Here is a 19,569-nt window from a genome sequence, read left to right as displayed (position 1 = left end):
GTTTTCTATCCTCAGTATGGACGCATCCGGCCAGTTGCGGCAAAGCGCCTGCGACGCGGCCTTACGCCCTGTTGTTCAGCGCAAAGGCGCTCGGCTTCACGCAGGTCCGCCAGCAGTAGCCCCATATCGGCTTTGGTATATTTGACGTTGTCTTCACCGAAGCGCGCTTCTGATAGACCTTCGCCATCGCGCAACGCCTCGTAGCGCTCGCGCAGCTTGCTGGCCTTCTCGCACCAGTCGATCATCATTCCACCTTCGCTGGTTCGCGTTGGCCATCTGCCGCCATGCCATTTGGACCAGCACCACCCGTCATGCGTTCAAAAGGAATTGGCAGCCCCTGTTCCAGCAGCAAGGCCTTTTCAGTGGCGCGCTGTTGCGAGACATCCTCCCAGTTTCGGCCCTGCAATGCGCATTCATCCGCCAGCGATGACAGACCTGACTCCAGCCGCACTCTTGCAGCCATGGCCGAACGGTAATCGTCCGCTGTTGGCTGGCTTGGTCCCTGCCATTCCGTCCAGGTGACCGCAGAACGATTGGCCGCAAAAGCCGTATAGCCACCCTTAAACGGGATCTGCCCGGTGAAGATCATCTCATCCAGCCAGTTCTCATAGATCGCCTGACAGAAAGGAGCTGCAATCCGCTCGCGACGGCGCACCACAATCGGCCAGACGGATGAAATTCCCATGCGCACCGAAGAATAGGTCGCATTGGAATGATCCATCGACAGGCTCTCAAAGGTCACGCCAAGAGCACGCGCCATCTCCCGCTGAAGATTTTGTGAGAAGGGCAAATATTGGCTGCCGGGCGTTTGCGCCGTGTGCATCTGGAAATCCTCACCTGGCCCCAGATGATTGATCCGGGCAGGATCGTTCATCGAGATGCCGCCGCCTTCTTTCAGCTTGTCGATGCGCTGGCTCCAGACCGAATAGAGATCCTCTTTCAGTTCATCATCTTCAAGTGCGCTGATCGCTTCAAAAGCCTCGACTGAAGGTTCCGGACTTTTGATCGTGGCAGCAAATATCGTCTGCATGAGAGCAGTTGCCAGCGTTGCATCGGCCAGCTGATCGAACTGCGCTGCAACCTTCATGATGGGCGCAAGCGGCGAGATGCCTCGCACACTGTCAGGGTTTTCGCCACGGTCCATGACATGGATCACACGGCGCAGGCCATTGCCGTCCCATGCCGGAATATCTGCCTCTGTCTCAATCCCGGCTTCCCGGCGCAAGAACCGGTAATGCGTAGCGCGACCATTGCTATCATGAAAGATGCCCTGATCGAGACCGGAAAACTCATGCGTCTCACGCTTGAGCCTGTGCGGCGCAACCAGCGAGATCTTGGTGCCAGATTTGATCCCGTAGAGCGCACGCTGGCGAGCTGGGAGATAATCCAGCACACCAATCGCCTCGCCCCCGGCCAGGTAGTAACGGATAACGCCGTCGAGTATCTCCGGGATCGTCGCTTTGCCAGCCAGATCACACTCTTCCGGCGACCATGCGAACTGCCGCCAGCGTGCTTCAACCAGTTTGCAGAAAGCAGACTTTTCGGCATCCGGATAACCAAGCCGAGCAAGATCCGGACGGCAGCTCAATTGCAGCTCGTTGCCGATGGTGTCGGTGATGATCTGCTGAGCAGCACCCGCAAGCCATCCAGAGTTCTGCATGAAGTCCCATGCAAGGGCAGATGCACGTTCTGCTGCTTCGCGAACGTTCACCCCACCATCGCGCGTTACCGCGCGGCGCATATGCAGGATGCCTGAGCGATCCCCGCGCAGATATTGCGCACGCACCGGTGCCGTCTTCGCGCCCGGCTTGTTCGTGCGTGAAGACCGGCGACGTGTCATCGATACGCGCTCCATCGTTGCCGCTGCCTGGCAGGCGGTTTGGGTTGAGGTTGAGGTGTTGCAACTTCAGGTTCAGGCAATTCTTGATCCGTGCTGATCTCTGGCTCAGCCTCATTTGCCTTTGGCTGCGGTCGCGCGCTGGCAAGACCAGCCATATGATCTTCAAGATCAAGTTGCGCTTCCGGCAACGGCATCTCCCGTTCAGCCTCAAGCCTGTCCCAGCGGGTCTCCAGAAAGTCGCGCACCCCGAAATGTGTTGCAGCCGCTTCCGCCTGCACCATCGTGTCAAGCATCTCGTTTTTCTGGTGCACCTTCACCCAGCGATACTTGATGAAGCCATCGCGCTGACGCTCTGGCTTGCGCCGTTCTGCCGTCAGCTCCAGAAAGTACTCATCTGCCAGACCGCTCGGAATGCCAACGTAACCACGCGCCAACGGGTCATCACGCATGAGGTTGCGATAAAGGCCCATCTTGAACACTGATTGGTTGATGTTGAAGAAGCGGCGCGAGTAACGCAGCAGCTTGCCCGTCTTGCGATCCCGCTCTTTCTTCACCAGTGCAATCAGCGGCACGGCCTCGCTATAGACGCCACGCACCATGATTACCTTTGAGACCGGATGCCGCCGCGCCCAGCCAAACACGTCTTCGGTCGAGTCGTTGCCGTCAATCGCCAGCCGGTCGATGCCAATGGCGCGACCCGCAGCATTGCGCCAGGTTGATTTAAGCAGATCATCAAGCCCATCGCGGCATTCCTGCTCGCTGATGTGTCCGTTGATGATGCCGTGATCGATGACGAACCGTCTGCCATCACGAGACCACGCGACAGCCTGCCACGCCACGAAATCCTTCTGGCAGTCGACACCCACCGTGACCACAAGTCCGCCCACCGGGATGGTGCTGCGCTTGTGCCCGGTATCATCCGCGCGTTGGCGCAACATCTCCCACGGCGGCGCTTCACCTTGCGCCTGATAGGCCTTGCCGACGGTGTCGTTCAGAAACACCTGCTCAGCAGCAGGATCACCCTGCGCTTTCAGATATTCCCTTGCGATACGTTCAAAGCTCTGCAGGGGCGAATAAGCCGACCACAGGTAGAACGAGCGATGCTCGCGACCAGCCTGCGGATTGCGCGCAACCCATCTGCCACGGCGTAGCATATCAGGGCGGTTATGCTCCATGATCAGCGCGCCACATGCCTTGCAGGTAAAGCTGGCCTTCTCGGGATGCTTGTCGTCAATCGTCTCCTGGAAATTCTCCCAGTCGAGCGTCTGATATTCGTCGCAATGCGGGCATGGCACCTCGAAGTGTTCCTGCGAACCAGCCAGAAAGTTCCGCGTGATCCGGCAGCCGGGCGCAACCATTGGCGTCGAGATCTTGAAGACCTTAGCAAATTCCTCTGCGCGCGAACGGCTGTCCGCCTGCTGCTCAGGATCACCCGCCGCGTTGATATCCCACTTCGACAGGTCATCCTGCACCTGCCTGCGGATCGAGATCATCGACAGCGAGGCTGGCGAGTTCGCCCCCGAGATCAGGATGGCCCCACGTCCATCCATTCTTTCCTTGTAGAAAACGCTATCCGCACCGTCGCGTGACTTCGACGAGAAGACGCTCCGCATCACCCGCGTGTTCATCAACATCGGCGCCAGCTTCATCCGGCTCCAGCGACGCGCATTATCCTCAGTCGGATGGACGTAAAGGATATTGCTCGGGGCCATATGACTTGCGCCCAGCACAAAGATGTTGGCCAGCACCGTACCGCCCAACTGCGCCGACTTGGCAAAGGTCACGAAGCGGCATGGATCATCAGGTCCCAGTGCGCGTAAAATCTCTGAAAAGTACGGAAACGCATTCGGATTGTAAGGCCCAGCCAGCGGAGACTCGCGTTCATCAAAGACAATATTGCTGGTGGCCCATTCCTCAAAATCAACAGGTGGCGGAGGCTGCAATATTTGCGCCATTGCAAGGCGGGCGAGACGCGCCGCATTCGCAAGAACAACCGGCATGATTGTTACTCCATCTCGTCTGCAGCTTCGATAAATTCGGGTATGTTTTGCACCTCCTGCCTGCAGTTTGATGCCGCCCGTTCGCGCACTTCCCGGAACTGCTGACGCAGCAGATGCAGCACGTCACGAGATTGCAGCTCAAACTGGCCCGCAATTGCAGATGCAAAATCCGGCAAAGCCCCTTCAAAGATTGTCAGCATCGATCCGGCCAGTCGCGTCATCTCGACCTGTGCATCTTTCGATAAGGTATAAATCCCGCGTGCGGCCATTTCCTCGCGCTGCATACGCGCGGTCGTCATCTCGGCTTGCGCGAGCTTCTCGGCAGCAATTCTTGCTTCAACCGATAGAGGTTGATGTACCGGTGCTTCGCCGCTCTCCTCCGGCAGTCTTGTGCCAAGGCCATTGAGGCCATAGCGTTGGCTGGTGCCGAGCCTCAACCTCAATTGCTCCGAAGCAGGCTTTACCCGGATTCTGGCGCTGCGACCTTCGCCCTCCAGCCCGGCGGCATCGATCTTGCCCTCCGATATCCATTGCGTCACCCGACCGGGTGAGACACCGCACAGCATCGCAAACCGGGATTTGCTGACGACATCAGATTGTTCTGTCATCGCTAAAATCCTGATTTTAACTTTAGCCCCGACTTTAGGCTTCGATTTGAGGCATATCTGCCGGAACCTCGGGCGCTTTCCTGCCCGCAGACGGCCGGGGGTGCCAAAAGGGACCCGAACCGGGGGACGTCAACGGGGAAGCAATCGCCCGATCTCATGGCGCAGTCGCTGCTCAAGATTGCGATCGATTGCCGAGCGCCATGCCTGCACGGTCTCGCCCTTGACCATCTCGACCGGAATGATGACGCCGGAGCGCACGGCCTCAAACTGGCCCTCGCCTGTTCTGCGAAAGACCTGCCTGTTCCAGTTTGATTTGATGATGCGCTTCTTCCAGACCCAGCCTGCACGCGTGAACGTGCCTGCAAACACCTTGCGCTCTCCCCATGGAGAAGCGGCAACGCCCTTGCGGGTCTCCCGCGCCCTGAAATATTTGAGCCGGATATCACCACCGCGAGTGGTCATCATGTAGGACAGATCACCAAAGTGCGGCCGCTTGATCTGCACAGCCCGATGGATCACCCGCTTTTGCGGCAAGCCGGTTTGCTGCGCGAGCGCACGCACGACCTGTTTACGAGCACTATCGCCTGTCCTTGCCAATGCACGCTGCATGGCCAGAGGAGCTTTCTTGCCCAGTGCACCCAGCTGGTTGCTGAAACGCTCCAGCACGCCATCAGTTGTGATGATCAGGCGCATGGCAGGCTCCGGACAACAAAAAACCTCGCGTCCGGCGGCTGCGAGGTTATCTCTTCTTTGTGGCTTCTCACCATGGATGAAGCTATGTCAAGCTCACGTCGCATGTCAAATTTTTGCGGGGTTTTTAAAATTCGGCATCGCACAGATCATGTGCATGAATCATTTCCCATGGTCTTTGCAGGCAGCTTGTTGGCGTAACGATGATTGTTTCCAGCTTGTCCGCAAGCACCTCCGTTAGGCGCTCAAGCGACTGGTGCCAGATTTCGTATTCGGCACGGTGCATGATCAAGTGCGCGGGATCAGGATAGAGCTCCTCTTTCCGGTAAGCATCCCTGTACGGACGACGCGCTGAACGGTTAAAGCCATCCACCTCAACCGTGATATATTCAGCCGCAATACCGAGCTTGTCATCAGCCGGTGAGACTTCCACCTCTTCAAGCCTGAACCATAGCGGCTCGCCATTAAGCGATGTCACAATCCGCCGCCTGATCGGATAGCCTTCCCAGTCCGGTGTGCCACCCAGAATGGCATGGCGCTGGATGAGCGCAGCTGGCCTTGCCTTCATCCAGCGCTCGCCATTGCTCTCCACAGGTGCAATCCGTTCAAGCGCCTGCTCAACAGCCTCACGTCCCAGTGCGCCGAGGTCGGCCATATCCGACAATGGATCCCAGCCTTCCGGCACCGCCACGGGGCAGCTGTTCAGCTCAGTCACCGCCTCATGGATACGCACGGCATCCTCATGCGGTACATCCGTTCCGGAGAAATCCGGCGCAAGTCCGAAGGCGTTTTCGGGACGCGGCGATATATCAACCAGCGCCAGGTAATCACCGAAGTGCTCGACGCTTTCCCAGCCACGCGGCCATTTGGCTGGTGTCAGCCGCTCACTCAATGACGGCGCTTTTGGCAGCTCATCCACGTACGCCCAACGCAATGCCTGTTCAATGCCCATAACCCGCATGGCTTCCCCCATAAGCTTTTATCCAACCTGTCCAACCTACTGTTATTTAAAATGATAGGTTGGACAGGTGATAAGCTGTTGATCCGATTGCTATTGTCCAACCTGTCAAACCTGTCTAACCTCATTTGCAGATTTTGGCACTGCGAGAGCGGTACCTGTCGGGGCCAGATTCGCGCGCGTGCACGCGAGAAAAGGTTGGAAAGGTTAGACAGGTTGGACGCGCCTTTGATATTAAAAACGAATTTCTGTCCAACCTCATCATGACCGTCTAACCTCAGGTTGGACAGTATACCCCTTCATACCCGGTCTCTCCCGTGGTCAGGTTTCCTGCCATGCCACTGACTGCTGCAATGCTTGCGCATAGGCAGTACGACACTCTTCCAGTGAGGGTAAAATGAAGCAATTTCGTCGGCGCGAGACACCCGTTTCATCAATCACGCTGATCTTGCGACTTTCCAGCCCTGGTACGAGCTTTAAGAGCTTCATGCCGAGCTCTGTTTCAGCCGCCTTGCGACGGATGCCGATACGCTCGGCCGCAGCGATATAGTCATCCACCAGCACGGACTTTTGCACACTGGCAGGCCACGTCTCGCCATCGCGGGTGACGGCCCCGCGCATTAGAGCTTCGTACCACCACATCTCGACGCTATCGAACGAACGTACCTTCTGCTCAAGCAGCGCTTCCGTACGCGGGATCTGGCGAAGGTTCACGCTTTCAAGATCAAATGCCATCAGATCTGCAAGCAGAGCCTCGCGCCCGCCATTGTTCAGCTCTTCTTCCATCTCCCGGAAATAATCGTGGTTCTGGGCACAGCGCGGATCGACATCCAGCACGCAAAAACGGCGCTCATCCATGCCCGCCGGGATCACCCAGCCCTCGTTCGAGGTCATGATCAGCCGCAGGTAATTGGTGAGCCTGATCGGATCAACACCCTTGGCCTCGATCTGCTGAAACGGCGACGTCACGAGGCCTTTCAAGCGCCCCTCGGCTGCCTTGTCACCTGCCCAAACAGCTTCATCAGCCTGCAGCAAAAGACATGACGCCATATGCGCGTTGAACTGCCCCACGACATAGCGCGGATCATCGACCAGGAAATAGTGTCGAGGACAAAGCGAGCCAAAGACCTCACCAACCTTGGTCTTGCCAGACCCCATGCGCCCACGCATCACCAGCGCGACACCAAGGCGTTCACGCGGGCGTTGCACCATGTGGGCGAAGAAGCCGAACACCCATTGAAACGTCGCCTCGTTACTCTGGCAGACGTTGTTCAGCAGGTGATCGCGAAATACCGCATAGCCGTTATCTTTTGGCACCGGCTTCACCGACCACCCAGACCACAGATTGAGATAATCCGACCGACCTTTGGCGTTATTGGTATCCGGATAAAACTCGATACCGCGATAGCTGCGCCGCCCCTTATCGCCCAGCCATGCATTGGCCCAGGTCATGGGTTTGATCTTGCCGTCGCCACCACGGATTTCCGTCCAGCGGTTGGAAAACCACGCGCGAAAGGCCTCCAGCGTCAGCACTCGCTGCTGGTCCTCGACAGGCGCATCGGGTTGCTCCAGATACACGACCGCCTTCGACCCCATCAGCACAAGCGCATGCTCGCGGTTGATTTCATCAACGCTGTAGCCAAAGGTTCGCGGCTTTGCAGGGCGCGTTTTGGGAGTTGTTGGAGCCTTGTGCGAAAGGCTCTCCACCCCTGTCAGGCCGGTCTCTTTCAGGGCGTGGCTCCCGTCATAGATTATTTCGGCATGCTCGATGGCAGCTGCTATAGCGTGGATGGCGTCATTGCTCATGCTTTGCCTCCACAGCATTTCTCAGCATGTCATTGAAGTCATACCCGTCACGTGCCCATGCCAGACGAATGGTACGCCCCGGAGCTGCAAATCTTTGTGCTGCGCGACGCAGGGTTGTCCCGGTCAGGAAACGATCACTGTCGCCATCGCCGAGCAACACGATATCGGTCACGCTGTCAGGAATGGCCATTCCGGCAACCGACATATCAGGCACCGGTCCGGGCATGCGACGTGGCGCGCCATTACGGCCAGTTTCGACCGGATGCGGCACCGTCTCCAATGCTCGTCCGCCAAGGTTGCCTAGATCAACTGAGGACCAGAATGCTGTCTGCGAAAGGTCATGCCCCGCGCGATGCATGGCCGTCCATGGTGATAGAACCGTCTCAACGCCCTCTCCCAGCACCAGCCGGGAAGGACTTTCGCAACCGGATATCAACCTGATGGCATTGCCCTGTTTGACGCCACGCACTTTCTTCGCAGGCAATTGCTCGCCGGTCTCAGGATCAACGATCAATGCCTTGCCATCAGGTTGGTCCAGATCGATCCAGGTGATATGCAAACCGCGAAAAATACATATAGCATCCTGAATAGCCGCAAGCATTGCAGGGCCACTATAAATCAGTCGCGCCTTGCCATCTGGTCCAGGATGGAAATACGGCACCTCAAGCACAAACCGCAGAGATCGCGTATCCGGCACATTGAGGCCGCGCAATTGCAGATAAGTAGCAGCTGATGAGCCGGGGAGACACGCTATACCGCTTCTCCAGATATCCCGGCAACGTGTCCTCTCCTTTTCCCGCCGTTCAGCAACCTCACGCTCATCCATCTCCTTACGCTTGGCACGTTCAGCTGCCCGCCGTGACGCCTCAGCAGGATCCGGTTCTGCATCACCCACCAAAGCCTCAACTGCTTCGCGAAAGCCCCGACCCTCGATGCACTCGATCAGGCGTATTACGTCGCCACCATCACAGCAGACAGCACAAACCCACTTGTCAGCACTCGCTTCAAAGCGACACGCTGTGCGCGAAGAAGTGTTGCTCGAGCAAATCGGGCAAGGACCAACCCAGCGGTTGCCTTTGTTGCGCAGCGCTACATAGCGGCCAGCAACTTCATGTACCGGATTGCGTGCGCGCAGATCATCGAGCACGGCATCGGGAATGCGAGCCATGATCAACTCTCCACGCACAGTTCAGCAGGCGAAGAAAACGGGCCATCTGAAACCCTTAACGGTGGACGCCACTTGAAGGTATCCTGCCAGCTTTCCTCAACATTCTGATACGGATGCTCCGCCCGCCGGTAGAGATCTGCCAGAACCTGGCAATCACGACTGGCAATGTCATGATACACACGCTCTTCCTCTGAAAGCGTAAGGTCCTGCGCATGAGAACGATGGGCGCGTTTGAGCATCTTCAGATGCGCAACCACCCGCTGGCGATATTCGCGGCGAGCCAGCACCCTTGTTATGAATGCAAGCGAGGTCATTCCTGCCATGGGACTACCTCGTGCCATGCAATTCAGATGCTTTACGCATCATGGGATTACTCCGATATCAGAATGGAAATGCACATCGACCCGGCCATAACGCGTGTTTTCAATGGACCAAGTAGACACGGCAACAAATATCGGTATTATTACCTCAATTGTCAACGGTAAAATTGCCGCTATAAACAGCCCGCATTATCGGTTAAATTACCGCACCATGGAACTTCAGGGAATCCTTGCCCGGATAAACTACCGGCTCGAAAAACTGGGACTGAACAAGACCGCAGCCTCAAGACTTGCGGAGCGTCCCGACGCGATACGCAACATTGAGCGAGCCATTAAAAACGGCGGTCGCCGCGGCGTCAGCACTGATACGATCGCTGAACTGGCACGGGTGCTCGATGTATCCGTTGAATGGCTGATGACAGGCGTCGGCCCGGAAACGGCAACGCCCACAACTTCCATGACGCTCGTCCCTCTCATATCATGGGTCAGCGCAGGAAAGTTCGAGTCTGTCTGTGACATTGAGCATCCCGGCGAAGCCTTACGGATTCCGGTAGCCGGGCTCCCCAAAGGAGACTGGATTGCACTGGAAGTAACCGGCGACTCAATGGATCGCCTGTCCCCTCCCGGATCACGCATCCTGATTAATCGCAGGGAAACGGATCTATGCTCTGGTGGATGCTATGTTGTCATCACGGAGCAAGGTGAGGCAACCTATAAACGCTACCGCAGCAATCCGGACAGATTCGAGCCAGTCTCCACAAATCCTGCCCACGAACCGATTTTTCCCAATAGCCCCGTCACAGTGGTGGGTCGCGTACGCAGGACTTTGCTTGAGCTTTAATGATTTATAGCCTGCTCTAACATGTCCCGGACATGTGCCTCAAAGCGAAGTCTTAAGCGGAATATTCCAACTTTTAAATAGCCAGAACAAACTTCAGGGGGCGAGGTCACTCACACCTAAATAGGTAAAATTACCGTTTTTAGTTGACGGGGTAATTATACCGATATAGCCTACTTCCATCAACCCGCATCAAGATAACACCAGGGGATGGAAAGTATGCGCCAATCTGACTCGTGCCACCAATCAGCAGAAAACAGCATCGAATTCGTTATGGCAACCATCACCAGGATGGGCGACACACTGCGGGAGACGACAGCCTGCAATGGTTCCTGCACCGCTGAAGACCTCATCAATGCCGGATTTACCAGCACTGAAATTATTGAGCATATCGAGGATGCACGCGAATACGCGATACTGCGCGCCTCTCAGGAGGAATTGATAAATGCCTTCTGCTGAAGCGCTCTCACATTATCATTCGGCAGAAAAGTCTACTCATACTGCAAGTACATCGCGTGAAATCGCAACAGCATTTATCGAGATACACCGATGAGTGGCTGCATACGCGATCTGATCGATCTTGCTGCCGTTGCCATCGTCATAACGGCTGTCGGCGTCTTCTCGCTCATTTGTACGTAAATATCACGGAGGGTGGCATGAGCTGCCGGCATGAATACCATAACGATGCAACATCCTATGATAGCAGCTGTATACAGACGGCCTCGGGCAGGATGTTTTCCCTTTTATCTCCCGCAGCTGAACAAATTGACTTCGTTCATGACATAGCGCCCCAGCTGGCTCGTCAGACGCGCTTCAATGGCGCAACTGAAAGTTTCTACTCCATTGCCCAGCATTGTGCGCTTGGAGCCGATGCCATCTACCAGGAAACCAGACGGTTGGATCTGGCTGCATACTTTCTGCTGCATGATGCACATGAAGCCTATATTGGCGACATCCCCACACCTGTAGTCACCGCATTAGCCAGACTTGGTTGCGTGAGCGGCGTTGGCAATGAAGGGCACAACATCAGGCATGTCATGGGAGCTCTCCGGGACATGATTGATCTTGCCATATGGCAAGCTGCCAACCTGCCGCCTCCCCCGGCAGCTGTTCGCATGAAGATCATGACTATGGATCTTCGAATGCTGGCGACTGAAAAACGCGACCTGATGCGCCCCTGCTCGCGATCATGGGGGGACCACATCGAACAGGCTGAACCAGTTCGCGGTCCACGTATCAAACCCCTGCCATGGCCCAAGGCTGCCGATCTATGGCTGAACCGTCTCAAGCAATACTGCCCACAAGCTCTTGCCAGCCGTTAGGCCATCAAACGGCTATCGCAGACGCACATAAGACGCACAAACACCAGGAACAGAACGATTAAAGAGCCTAAAATGGACGATTTCGAATTGAAAAATCACAACCACGGTCCACTCGGGAAAGTATTAAACCTACGTGAAACAGCAACCTACATGAGAATAAACCCACGCACTCTCTCGCGCATAGCCAAAAAAACCGGGAACTGCTCGATAGTTGGGCGGGACTATTTATTCACCGAAAATGATATACTTGCAATATGGGATAAAGTCAGATGCCCCTCATTCTCACACTCAGAGGCAAGATCTGGTACGTACGCGGGACAATCAGAAAACAGAGCGTTTTCGAATCTACTGGCACGAGCAACAGGAAAGCAGCCGAAGCGATACGAACGCAAATCGAAAACCGCCTTCTGACAGAAAGCATATTTGGCAAAAAGTCTGTTATTTCCTTTGAGGAAGCAGCTGATTCATACATATCAGCCGGCGGTTCCCAGCGTTTTATTCTTGAAATCAAAAAGAGCACTGGCAAGCCAGCGGGACTGGCCGTCCATTTTCAGGGGCGCACCCTTCATACCATTACACAAAATGATCTGGATGAAGCCGCCAGAACACTTTACCCGGAAGCAACTCCTGAAACACGGAACAGGCAGTGCCATTCGCCGTTCATCGCGATCTGGAATCATGCTGTCATTAATGGCTGGGCAGATAAGCGGACATGGCAGCGTCCACGTAAGCAAAAAGGAACAGCCAACCGTTCCAGAACAACACGGGCAGGAAGCACACCGATATCCTATGATATCGCATCAGGCTTTATCTCGTTAATGAGCCCGGCGCCGGCCATGGTAATGACCGCCCTGTTTTATACAGGCATGCGGCCCATTGAGCTTTTCTGCCTGGAGGCTGAGGACATTGATATAGAACAGCGCTGGATCACTATTCAGTCATCCAAAACGGGAGAACCCAGAGGGGTCCCGATGCACGAGTTTATTGTCCCCCTATTTGCATCTCTATCGCAAAGAGGAGGCATCCTCTTCCGCACTTACAAGGGGAAACCCTACCCATTAAATGAAGATGGCGGCGGGCAGATAAAAACCGCAATACTGGGAGCAAGAAAACGCAGCGGCATCGCCAATATAAGCCCCTATACGGCAAGGCATAGCGTCTCAACCCAGCTCGTCATCAACGGGATTCATCCGTATATAAAGGATCAAATTCTTGGACATGCGGTCGATAGCATGAGCCGACGATACACCCGCGTGCCTCAGGCACCACTGATTGAAGCGATCAATACCTTGCCTGTCCCCAAAGCATGGCAGGAAATGCCATGGCTTGAGGACCCGCTAAGTTACACGAGCAAGCTTATACGCTCATCACGCGCCCAGCATGCGTTAGATGGATAGTAATATCCCAAATAGCTGGCATATAACTGGTAAACTAAAGCTTAATAGATAGGCGATTTCAGGGCGGCTCTGATGTGGCTGCAATAGCAGCACGCATCAGTGACATTTAGCGATGGCAATATCAGAAGCTTGAACCTCGCATCATGAATAAATACCCGCTAGCCATAACAGGGCAGTCACCACAGATACGACTGCAGATGATTTCAGAGACCCCGGCGCTCAGCACATTTAGCCGCTCAACAGACAGTGGAGACTATTGTTTTCAGCTTATGCTGTCACCTTCGCTTTAAACTGTTCAAAAGCCATCATGGCATCTGCCGCGTACATCAGCGATGGTCCACCGCCCATGTAGACCGCCATGCCCAGCACTTCCTCAAACTCTTCGCGGGTTGCGCCAAGCCTCACTAGTGCTTCGGAGTGAAAACCGATACAGCCGTCGCAACGAGAGGAAATGCCGATAGCGAGAGCTATGAACTCTTTGGTTTTTTTATCAAGCGCGCCGTCCTTTGTCGCAGCCTGCGCCATGGCAGAGAAGCCCTGCATGGTGTCAGCGATATCTTTACGCAGCACTTTCATGTTGTTGCTAATGCGCTTGGTGATTTCGGGGTAATTCTTTTCCATAACTGACCTCATTCTCCAATGAAAAACCTGTTGACCATATTAGATGACTCTAATATTATGTCAACATGAACAACACAAGCACACCAAATACCATCGAGCTAATGCAAAAGAATTCCGCGCAAGCTGAAGCGCTACTTAAGCAGCTTGCCAACGCCAATCGCCTTATGGTGCTTTGCAATCTGGTTTCCGGCGAAAAGACCGTAGGCCAGCTATCGGAAACTGTTGGTTTATCGCAATCAGCATTGTCTCAGCATCTAGCCAAGCTTCGCGAGGCCGGGCTGGTGAGCTCGGATAAGCGCGGACTGATGGTCTATTACCGCATTTGCAGCATGGAAGCGCAGGCGCTGCTTTCTGTGCTGTATCTGATTTATTGCCGCTAGGCATAACTAAATTAGAGGAACCTAAAATAATGGCGCTCAAAACAATCGATGCGAACACACTTAAGCAATGGCTGGAAACCCGGCAAGCCGTGCTGGTGGATGTCCGCGAACCGGCGGAATATGCCGCCGAGAACATTCAGGGCGCAACTTTAATGCCGCTGAGTAGAGTGAGTAAGGCAGCATTGCCGGATTATACAGGCAAGAAGCTGGTGATCCATTGCCGCAAAGGCGGGCGTGGTGGTTCGGCATGCGAAAAGCTGTTGGCAGAAGACCCCAGCCTGGATATCTATAATCTAGAAGGCGGCATTGAAGCTTGGCGCGCAGCAGGGTTAACGCTAGTAACTTCCAATAAATCCTTCCTACCGCTTGACCGTCAGGTGCAGCTTATTATTGGTCTGTTGCTGACAATAGCCAGCCTGATTGGCTATTTTCTCACTGCACCTGCCTTCTTGCTAATCACAGGGCTTATCGGAATCGGCCTAACCATCGCTGGCACTACCGGCTTTTGTGGCCTTGCAACGCTGGTCGCCAAGATGCCATGGAACCAACGGGTAGCAACGAATTGCCATATAAATCAACCTGTTTAGCACCACCCCTTTCGAGGGATTAAGGGCAAAGGAAACAGCTTAGGTGGTATGAACCCCGCGCAAACGGCGGATGAGTATTATCCTATTTTCGGGATCTGCATGCGCTCCCGGTACTTCACTAAAAGCACACGCAGTATCCATTGCGGAAGGATACTGCGTGCTTTAGTCGTTGGAAGATCAGTGCCCCGACGAACTGAGCACAGCCCCCGGCTTATCATGCGTAGCCAATCGCTCGACCATGGTGGCTGTCGCCTCGTTCATGCCAATGACATCGACTGAGATGCCATGGTTGCGGAACTTTAGTACAACCCTGTCCAGCGCGTTTATGCTGGTGATATCCCAAAAGTGCGATGCAGTCAGATCGATGACCACACCTTTTAAGTCCTCTTCCCTGAAGTCAAAAGCCGAGTGAAAAGCTTCAGCCGTCGCGAAGAAGATTTGGCCGGTGACGGTATAGGTACGAACAGCCTTCGCCTCATCACGCCTCGAGGATACCCCGAAGAAACGCGAGACCTTATGAGCGAAGAAGAGGCCGCTCAGAATTACTCCGAACAACACGCCCTTGGCCAAATCGTGCGTTGCCACCACCACTACTACTGTACCCAGCATGACGAAGCTGGAGCTTCTGGGATGCGTCAGCAGCGTGCGGATAGACTGCCATTGGAAGGTGTTGATTGATACCATGATCATCACCGCGACCAAAGCAGCCATAGGTATTTGCGCAACATACGGACCGAGCACGACAATAAGGAAAAGGAGGAAAGCCCCGGCCCACAGCGTGGACAATCTGCCTCTACCACCTGACGTGACATTAATGACCGACTGGCCAATCATAGCGCAACCCGCCATGCCGCCAAAGAAACCCGCGGTAATGTTTGCGAGCCCCTGCCCCGCGCACTCGCGGTTCTTATCAGAGGTGGTGTCCGTCATCTCATCAATGATTGCCGCTGTCATCAGGCTCTCAAGCAATCCGACCATGGTCAGCGTGAGCGCATAGGGCAAGATGATCTTCAGTGTCTCCAGAGTGAATGGCACCTCGGGAATGGCGAAGAAGGGCAATTCGCTCGGCAAAGCACCCATGTCCCCGACAGTCCGGATGTCAAAACCAAAATACATTGTAACGGCTGTTAGCAGCACGATCGTCACGAGCGGCGAAGGAATGGCTTTGGTCACATAGGGAAGCCCATATATGATAACGAGACCGACAGCCGTCATCAGATAAACGGTTGTGCCCATACCAAGAAGCTCTGGCATCTGGGCTATAAAGATGAGAATGGCGAGCGCATTGACGAACCCCGTCACAACGGATCGCGAAACAAAGCGCATTAAGTCGCCGAGCTTGAGGACGCTGGCAACAATCTGTAACAGGCCGGTGAGGATGGTGGCGGCGAACAGGTAGCCAATTCCATGCTCCTTCACGAGCGTGATCATCAATAGCGCCATGGCCCCGGTGGCAGCTGATATCATCGCCGGACGACCGCCCGCAAAGGCTGTTACAACTGCGATGCAGAAAGAAGCATAAAGGCCAACTTTCGGATCGACACCGGCAATGATGGAAAATGCAATCGCCTCGGGGATCAATGCCAGCGCAACAACAGTACCAGCTAACAGCTCACGCGTAATGTTTGGAGCCCACTCGCTCCGTAGATGGACAAGATTCATATGATATAGGGCTTTCATCATCTCGCGCGCGAAGAATTTTGCGGACGAGGTTCGCATACGACAAACGGCGTCTTTCAAGACCCGTTAGAAAATGTCGTTAATTGCGTTATCCGGCGGATAGGCGGCCGAAATAGCCACTCGGAATTTCACCGAGTCCTGTCTAATGGAAAATATTTAGCACGGGTTTAGATTGATTCACAATATGTACTCTTGCCATTCCAACAGACAGCATGTGGAATTCAAGAAAGCTGCTGCCAGACCGGTCACGATGCTCCCCGGCTATGCTGCCGACAGCGAAATGTCATCGAGCGCTTCTCAAAAACTGGCGAAGGATTGCAATACGATATGACCATTTCGCCCAGAATGACCTGTCTGCCGTCGCTCTCGCTGCTGTTATAATCGTTTGGATTTAATTGAGTCCGCGATCTAAAGTCGAACGGTTTTATCTTTCCGGCCAAGTCTTTCTAAATTGAGGAAGATAAAGATGCAAAAACTAAAGTCGGAAGGAGGTCAGGCCACCTGGCAACATGCATCGGTCGATAGTGTCATTAAACTGCTGGAATCTTCGACCAATGGCCTCACCCAAAAGGAGGCTGAGGCAAGGCTTGAGAAGTTCGGAAAAAACCGCCTGCCGGGAACCGCCCGCCGCAGTGCTTTTATGCGTTTTCTCCAGCATTTCCATAATATCCTGATCTATGTACTGTTGGGATGCGCGGTGATGACGGCGGCGCTCGATCACTGGATTGATACCAGTGTTATTCTCGCCGTGGTGATTGCAAACGCTATTATCGGCTTCATACAGGAGGGCAAGGCAGAAAAAGCCATGGACGCCATCCGCTACATGCTGGCGCCCCATGCCAACGTAATTCGTGATGGAGAGCGTATCAGCGTCGATGGTGAGGAACTGGTTCCGGGTGACATCGTATTGCTGGAGGCCGGCGATAAAGTACCAGCCGATTTGCGGTTGTTCACCGCACATGGGCTTTCCGTACAGGAAGCAATTTTAACCGGTGAATCGGTGCCGGTAGAGAAACATATCGAACCAGTTGCTACAGACGCGCCGCTTGGCGACCGCTTTTGCATGGCGTTTTCAGGCACGTTGGTAAGTAGTGGTCAGGGCAAAGGTGTGGTGGTAGCCACCGGAGATCAGACAGAAATCGGGCGCATCAGTGGCCTGCTTTCAGAGGTGGAAACGCTTACCACGCCCCTGGTGCAGCAAATGGGAGCGTTCGCCAAATGGCTAACTATTCTGATCCTGCTGATTGCCATCTTGCTGCTGGCGTGGGGATATTTTGTTGTTCACCGTGATTTCACGGAAATGTTCATGGCGGTGGTGGGGCTGTCGGTGGCGGCTATACCAGAGGGATTGCCTGCGGTATTAACGATAACCCTGGCGATTGGCGTACAGGCCATGGCGCGGCGTAACGCTATCGTCCGGCGGCTTCCTGCCATAGAAACGCTGGGTTCGGTTTCTGTCATCTGCACCGATAAAACCGGCACGCTGACGCGCAACGAAATGATGGTAGCCTCTGTCCTCACACGCAGTCATCTATTCGCGCTGGAGGGTATAGGCTATGAGCCCAAAGGCATATTGAAGCTGGAAGATGCGCATGTGTCTCCTTCCGATCATGCAGTGCTTGAGGAGCTGGCCCGCGCTGCTACGCTATGCAACGATGCAGCACTCCATGAAAAGGATGGGGTGTGGCATGTAGTGGGCGATCCGATGGAGGGGGCTCTGCTGGCTTTTGCCGGTAAGATGGATGTAGATACACGCAAACAGCAGGCTGCATGGATGCGCACTGACGCAATTCCATTTGACGCCAAACACTGCTTCATGGCCACGCTGGACCATGACCATGACCGCCATGCATTTATCTTCGTCAAAGGTTCGCCGGAACGCATTCTATCCATGTGCGAGAACCAGCGCGGCGCCAATAGCGGAACGGAACCGCTGGATACCGCTTACTGGAATGAAAAAGTAGAATTGATCGCCGCACTCGGTCAACGAGTGCTGGCATTTGCGGTTAAATCAATCCCCCCTGAACACACCGTGCTCGAACATAAGGATGTGGAAGGAACCCTAACATTACTTGGTATGGTCGGCATGATTGACCCGCCGCGTCCGGAGGCGATTGCCGCGGTTGCGGAATGCCATGGCGCAGGTATCAGGGTGAAAATGATAACCGGCGACCATGCAAAAACTGCGGGCGCCATTGGCAAGCAGGTAGGGCTTCAAAACCCTGACATGGTTTTGACCGGTGCCGATATCGATAGCATGGCCGATGCAGCGTTGCAGCATGCGGTGCTGAACTGCGATATTTTCGCTCGCACCAGCCCGGAACATAAGCTGCGACTTGTTATGGCACTGCAATCGCACGGCATGATGGTTGCCATGACCGGCGATGGGGTAAATGACGCCCCTGCGCTCAAACGCGCTGATGCCGGCATTGCGATGGGAGAGAAAGGTAGTGAAGCGGCCAAGGAGGCAGCGGAGCTGGTGTTGGCGGATGATAATTTCGTCTCCATCGTTGCCGCCGTGCGTGAAGGCAGAACCGTGTATGATAATATTAAAAAAGTGATCAGCTGGACGCTACCGACCAGCACAGGCGAAGCCCTGACTGTTGTTGTGGCATTGATCATTGGCACAACGCTGCCTATTACACCCATTCAAATCCTCTGGATTAATCTCATTACCGCCGTGACGCTTGGCATTGCGTTGGCGTTCGAGCCAACCGAAGAGAACACCATGCGACGTCCACCGCGTCCGCGCAACGAGCCGATACTGTCTGGAGAACTGGTCTGGCACATCGTGCTGGTGTCTATTTTATTCCTTAGTGGAGTTTACGGCATTTATTCATATGCCATTGATAGGGGCTATTCGATTGAGCTGGCACGCACGCTGGCGGTGAATACATTGGTAGTCATGGAGATTTTCCACCTGTTCTTTATTCGCAATATCTACGGCACTTCGCTGACATGGAAAGCCTTGCGTGGCACAAAAGTTGTTTGGACGGTGGTGGTTATTATTACTGTGGCACAATTTGCAATCACTTACCTGCCGCCATTGCAGGCCGTATTTGCCACCGTTTCTATCCAATTCTGGGATGGTGTATTGGTGCTCGCGATAGGAGCGGCGCTATTCGCGATCATTGAAACCGAAAAACAAATCCGTCTCGCATTTAGACGGATAAAGGGGCATGATCCCACTCCTTATGTTTGAACGCAAGTTGCGGAAACCATAGAAATTAGAGCGGGTTGCAAACAGCTCATGATTCAAGAATACGCAAAACCGCTCTAAGCTCGGCGCACTCTATGGCCACCAGCTTTTATAGCCTCTTGCCTTCTGATGAATAGGGCTCTATATCTCAATAT

Annotated in this window: 18 protein-coding genes and 1 other annotated feature; of the genes, 7 read left to right on the top strand and 11 right to left on the bottom strand. The window is 54.5% G+C overall.

Annotated features, from left to right (window positions below):
• Positions 1 to 11 precede the first annotated feature (11 nt).
• From VRZ32_RS01185 to VRZ32_RS01145, 9 genes are all read right to left on the bottom strand, one after another.
• A complete protein-coding gene (locus VRZ32_RS01185; protein WP_414523616.1) occupies positions 12 to 248 on the bottom strand; it encodes a hypothetical protein in 237 nt (78 codons plus the stop codon).
• Positions 245 to 1,840, bottom strand: a complete 1,596-nt coding sequence (locus VRZ32_RS01180; protein WP_414523615.1) for a phage portal protein — start codon at positions 1,838 to 1,840, stop codon at positions 245 to 247. The genes VRZ32_RS01185 and VRZ32_RS01180 overlap by 4 nt, the downstream gene beginning before the upstream one ends.
• On the bottom strand, positions 1,837 to 3,840 hold the full coding sequence (locus tag VRZ32_RS01175) for a phage terminase large subunit family protein (protein ID WP_414523614.1): 2,004 nt from the start codon (positions 3,838 to 3,840) through the stop codon (positions 1,837 to 1,839). Before VRZ32_RS01175 ends, VRZ32_RS01180 begins: the two co-directional genes overlap by 4 nt.
• Positions 3,841 to 3,845: 5 nt before the next feature.
• A complete protein-coding gene (locus VRZ32_RS01170; protein WP_414523613.1) occupies positions 3,846 to 4,448 on the bottom strand; it encodes a hypothetical protein in 603 nt (200 codons plus the stop codon).
• Between the two features lie 129 nt (positions 4,449 to 4,577).
• Positions 4,578 to 5,141 (bottom strand): hypothetical protein, encoded by a 564-nt coding sequence (locus VRZ32_RS01165; protein ID WP_414523612.1) that lies wholly within the window; start codon positions 5,139 to 5,141, stop codon positions 4,578 to 4,580.
• Positions 5,142 to 5,265: 124 nt separating this feature from the next.
• On the bottom strand, positions 5,266 to 6,111 hold the full coding sequence (locus tag VRZ32_RS01160; RefSeq protein WP_414523611.1) for a hypothetical protein: 846 nt from the start codon (positions 6,109 to 6,111) through the stop codon (positions 5,266 to 5,268).
• Between the two features lie 306 nt (positions 6,112 to 6,417).
• Positions 6,418 to 7,902: a primase-helicase family protein gene (locus tag VRZ32_RS01155; RefSeq protein ID WP_414523610.1), complete on the bottom strand. Its 1,485-nt coding sequence runs from the start codon at positions 7,900 to 7,902 to the stop codon at positions 6,418 to 6,420.
• On the bottom strand, positions 7,892 to 9,070 hold the full coding sequence (locus VRZ32_RS01150; protein WP_414523609.1) for a CHC2 zinc finger domain-containing protein: 1,179 nt from the start codon (positions 9,068 to 9,070) through the stop codon (positions 7,892 to 7,894). The genes VRZ32_RS01155 and VRZ32_RS01150 overlap by 11 nt, the downstream gene beginning before the upstream one ends.
• A gap of 2 nt (positions 9,071 to 9,072) precedes the next feature.
• Positions 9,073 to 9,393 (bottom strand): hypothetical protein, encoded by a 321-nt coding sequence (locus VRZ32_RS01145; protein ID WP_414523608.1) that lies wholly within the window; start codon positions 9,391 to 9,393, stop codon positions 9,073 to 9,075.
• Positions 9,394 to 9,496: 103 nt separating this feature from the next.
• Here VRZ32_RS01145 and VRZ32_RS01140 point away from each other — a divergent pair, with 103 nt between their 5' ends.
• The 4 genes from VRZ32_RS01140 to VRZ32_RS01125 all read left to right on the top strand — a co-directional run bounded on the left by VRZ32_RS01140 (position 9,497) and on the right by VRZ32_RS01125 (position 12,947).
• Complete coding sequence (locus VRZ32_RS01140; protein ID WP_414523607.1) at positions 9,497 to 10,231, top strand: XRE family transcriptional regulator; 735 nt, start codon at positions 9,497 to 9,499, stop codon at positions 10,229 to 10,231.
• Positions 10,232 to 10,447: 216 nt separating this feature from the next.
• Entirely contained in the window at positions 10,448 to 10,687 is a 240-nt protein-coding gene (locus tag VRZ32_RS01135) for a hypothetical protein (RefSeq protein ID WP_414523606.1), read from the top strand.
• Positions 10,688 to 10,884: 197 nt separating this feature from the next.
• Positions 10,885 to 11,550, top strand: coding sequence for a hypothetical protein (locus VRZ32_RS01130; protein ID WP_414523605.1), 666 nt, complete (start codon positions 10,885 to 10,887; stop codon positions 11,548 to 11,550).
• A 269-nt stretch (positions 11,551 to 11,819) separates the two neighbouring features.
• Complete coding sequence (locus tag VRZ32_RS01125) at positions 11,820 to 12,947, top strand: tyrosine-type recombinase/integrase (RefSeq protein ID WP_414523604.1); 1,128 nt, start codon at positions 11,820 to 11,822, stop codon at positions 12,945 to 12,947.
• A gap of 267 nt (positions 12,948 to 13,214) precedes the next feature.
• Here VRZ32_RS01125 and VRZ32_RS01120 read toward each other — a convergent pair whose 3' ends face one another.
• Complete coding sequence (locus tag VRZ32_RS01120; protein WP_414523603.1) at positions 13,215 to 13,568, bottom strand: carboxymuconolactone decarboxylase family protein; 354 nt, start codon at positions 13,566 to 13,568, stop codon at positions 13,215 to 13,217.
• A gap of 101 nt (positions 13,569 to 13,669) precedes the next feature.
• On the opposite strand from VRZ32_RS01120, the gene VRZ32_RS01115 reads away from it, so the two are divergent.
• On the top strand, positions 13,670 to 13,948 hold the full coding sequence (locus VRZ32_RS01115; RefSeq protein WP_414523602.1) for an ArsR/SmtB family transcription factor: 279 nt from the start codon (positions 13,670 to 13,672) through the stop codon (positions 13,946 to 13,948).
• 29 nt (positions 13,949 to 13,977) lie between these two features.
• Positions 13,978 to 14,535, top strand: a complete 558-nt coding sequence (locus VRZ32_RS01110) for a rhodanese-like domain-containing protein (protein WP_414523601.1) — start codon at positions 13,978 to 13,980, stop codon at positions 14,533 to 14,535.
• Between the two features lie 177 nt (positions 14,536 to 14,712).
• Here VRZ32_RS01110 and VRZ32_RS01105 read toward each other — a convergent pair whose 3' ends face one another.
• A complete protein-coding gene (locus VRZ32_RS01105) occupies positions 14,713 to 16,197 on the bottom strand; it encodes a SulP family inorganic anion transporter (RefSeq protein WP_414523600.1) in 1,485 nt (494 codons plus the stop codon).
• Between the two features lie 104 nt (positions 16,198 to 16,301).
• Positions 16,302 to 16,357, bottom strand: a sequence feature (sul1 is cis-regulatory element that is thought to sense ions involved in sulfur or methionine metabolism; They are found in Alphaproteobacteria).
• 324 nt (positions 16,358 to 16,681) lie between these two features.
• On the opposite strand from VRZ32_RS01105, the gene VRZ32_RS01100 reads away from it, so the two are divergent.
• A complete protein-coding gene (locus VRZ32_RS01100; protein ID WP_414523599.1) occupies positions 16,682 to 19,417 on the top strand; it encodes a cation-transporting P-type ATPase in 2,736 nt (911 codons plus the stop codon).
• Positions 19,418 to 19,569 lie beyond the last annotated feature (152 nt).

Origin of the sequence: Pseudochelatococcus sp. G4_1912, assembly GCF_047501465.1 — a bacterium.
In the GTDB taxonomy this organism is placed as follows: Bacteria; Pseudomonadota; Alphaproteobacteria; order Rhizobiales; family Beijerinckiaceae; genus Pseudochelatococcus.
This window is presented reverse-complemented; position numbering and strand designations above follow the sequence as displayed.

Bases quoted from the DNA above. Each gene is read 5' to 3' on its own strand.
- VRZ32_RS01185 (WP_414523616.1), bottom strand. From the start codon at position 248: ATGATGATCGACTGGTGCGAGAAGGCCAGCAAGCTGCGCGAGCGCTAC.
- VRZ32_RS01180 (WP_414523615.1), bottom strand. From the start codon at position 1,840: ATGACACGTCGCCGGTCTTCACGCACGAACAAGCCGGGCGCGAAGACG.
- VRZ32_RS01175 (WP_414523614.1), bottom strand. From the start codon at position 3,840: ATGCCGGTTGTTCTTGCGAATGCGGCGCGTCTCGCCCGCCTTGCAATG.
- VRZ32_RS01170 (WP_414523613.1), bottom strand. From the start codon at position 4,448: ATGACAGAACAATCTGATGTCGTCAGCAAATCCCGGTTTGCGATGCTG.
- VRZ32_RS01165 (WP_414523612.1), bottom strand. From the start codon at position 5,141: ATGCGCCTGATCATCACAACTGATGGCGTGCTGGAGCGTTTCAGCAAC.
- VRZ32_RS01160 (WP_414523611.1), bottom strand. From the start codon at position 6,111: ATGGGGGAAGCCATGCGGGTTATGGGCATTGAACAGGCATTGCGTTGG.
- VRZ32_RS01155 (WP_414523610.1), bottom strand. From the start codon at position 7,902: ATGAGCAATGACGCCATCCACGCTATAGCAGCTGCCATCGAGCATGCC.
- VRZ32_RS01150 (WP_414523609.1), bottom strand. From the start codon at position 9,070: ATGGCTCGCATTCCCGATGCCGTGCTCGATGATCTGCGCGCACGCAAT.
- VRZ32_RS01145 (WP_414523608.1), bottom strand. From the start codon at position 9,393: ATGGCAGGAATGACCTCGCTTGCATTCATAACAAGGGTGCTGGCTCGC.
- VRZ32_RS01140 (WP_414523607.1), top strand. From the start codon at position 9,497: ATGGACCAAGTAGACACGGCAACAAATATCGGTATTATTACCTCAATT.
- VRZ32_RS01135 (WP_414523606.1), top strand. From the start codon at position 10,448: ATGCGCCAATCTGACTCGTGCCACCAATCAGCAGAAAACAGCATCGAA.
- VRZ32_RS01130 (WP_414523605.1), top strand. From the start codon at position 10,885: ATGAGCTGCCGGCATGAATACCATAACGATGCAACATCCTATGATAGC.
- VRZ32_RS01125 (WP_414523604.1), top strand. From the start codon at position 11,820: ATGCCCCTCATTCTCACACTCAGAGGCAAGATCTGGTACGTACGCGGG.
- VRZ32_RS01120 (WP_414523603.1), bottom strand. From the start codon at position 13,568: ATGGAAAAGAATTACCCCGAAATCACCAAGCGCATTAGCAACAACATG.
- VRZ32_RS01115 (WP_414523602.1), top strand. From the start codon at position 13,670: ATGCAAAAGAATTCCGCGCAAGCTGAAGCGCTACTTAAGCAGCTTGCC.
- VRZ32_RS01110 (WP_414523601.1), top strand. From the start codon at position 13,978: ATGGCGCTCAAAACAATCGATGCGAACACACTTAAGCAATGGCTGGAA.
- VRZ32_RS01105 (WP_414523600.1), bottom strand. From the start codon at position 16,197: ATGAATCTTGTCCATCTACGGAGCGAGTGGGCTCCAAACATTACGCGT.
- VRZ32_RS01100 (WP_414523599.1), top strand. From the start codon at position 16,682: ATGCAAAAACTAAAGTCGGAAGGAGGTCAGGCCACCTGGCAACATGCA.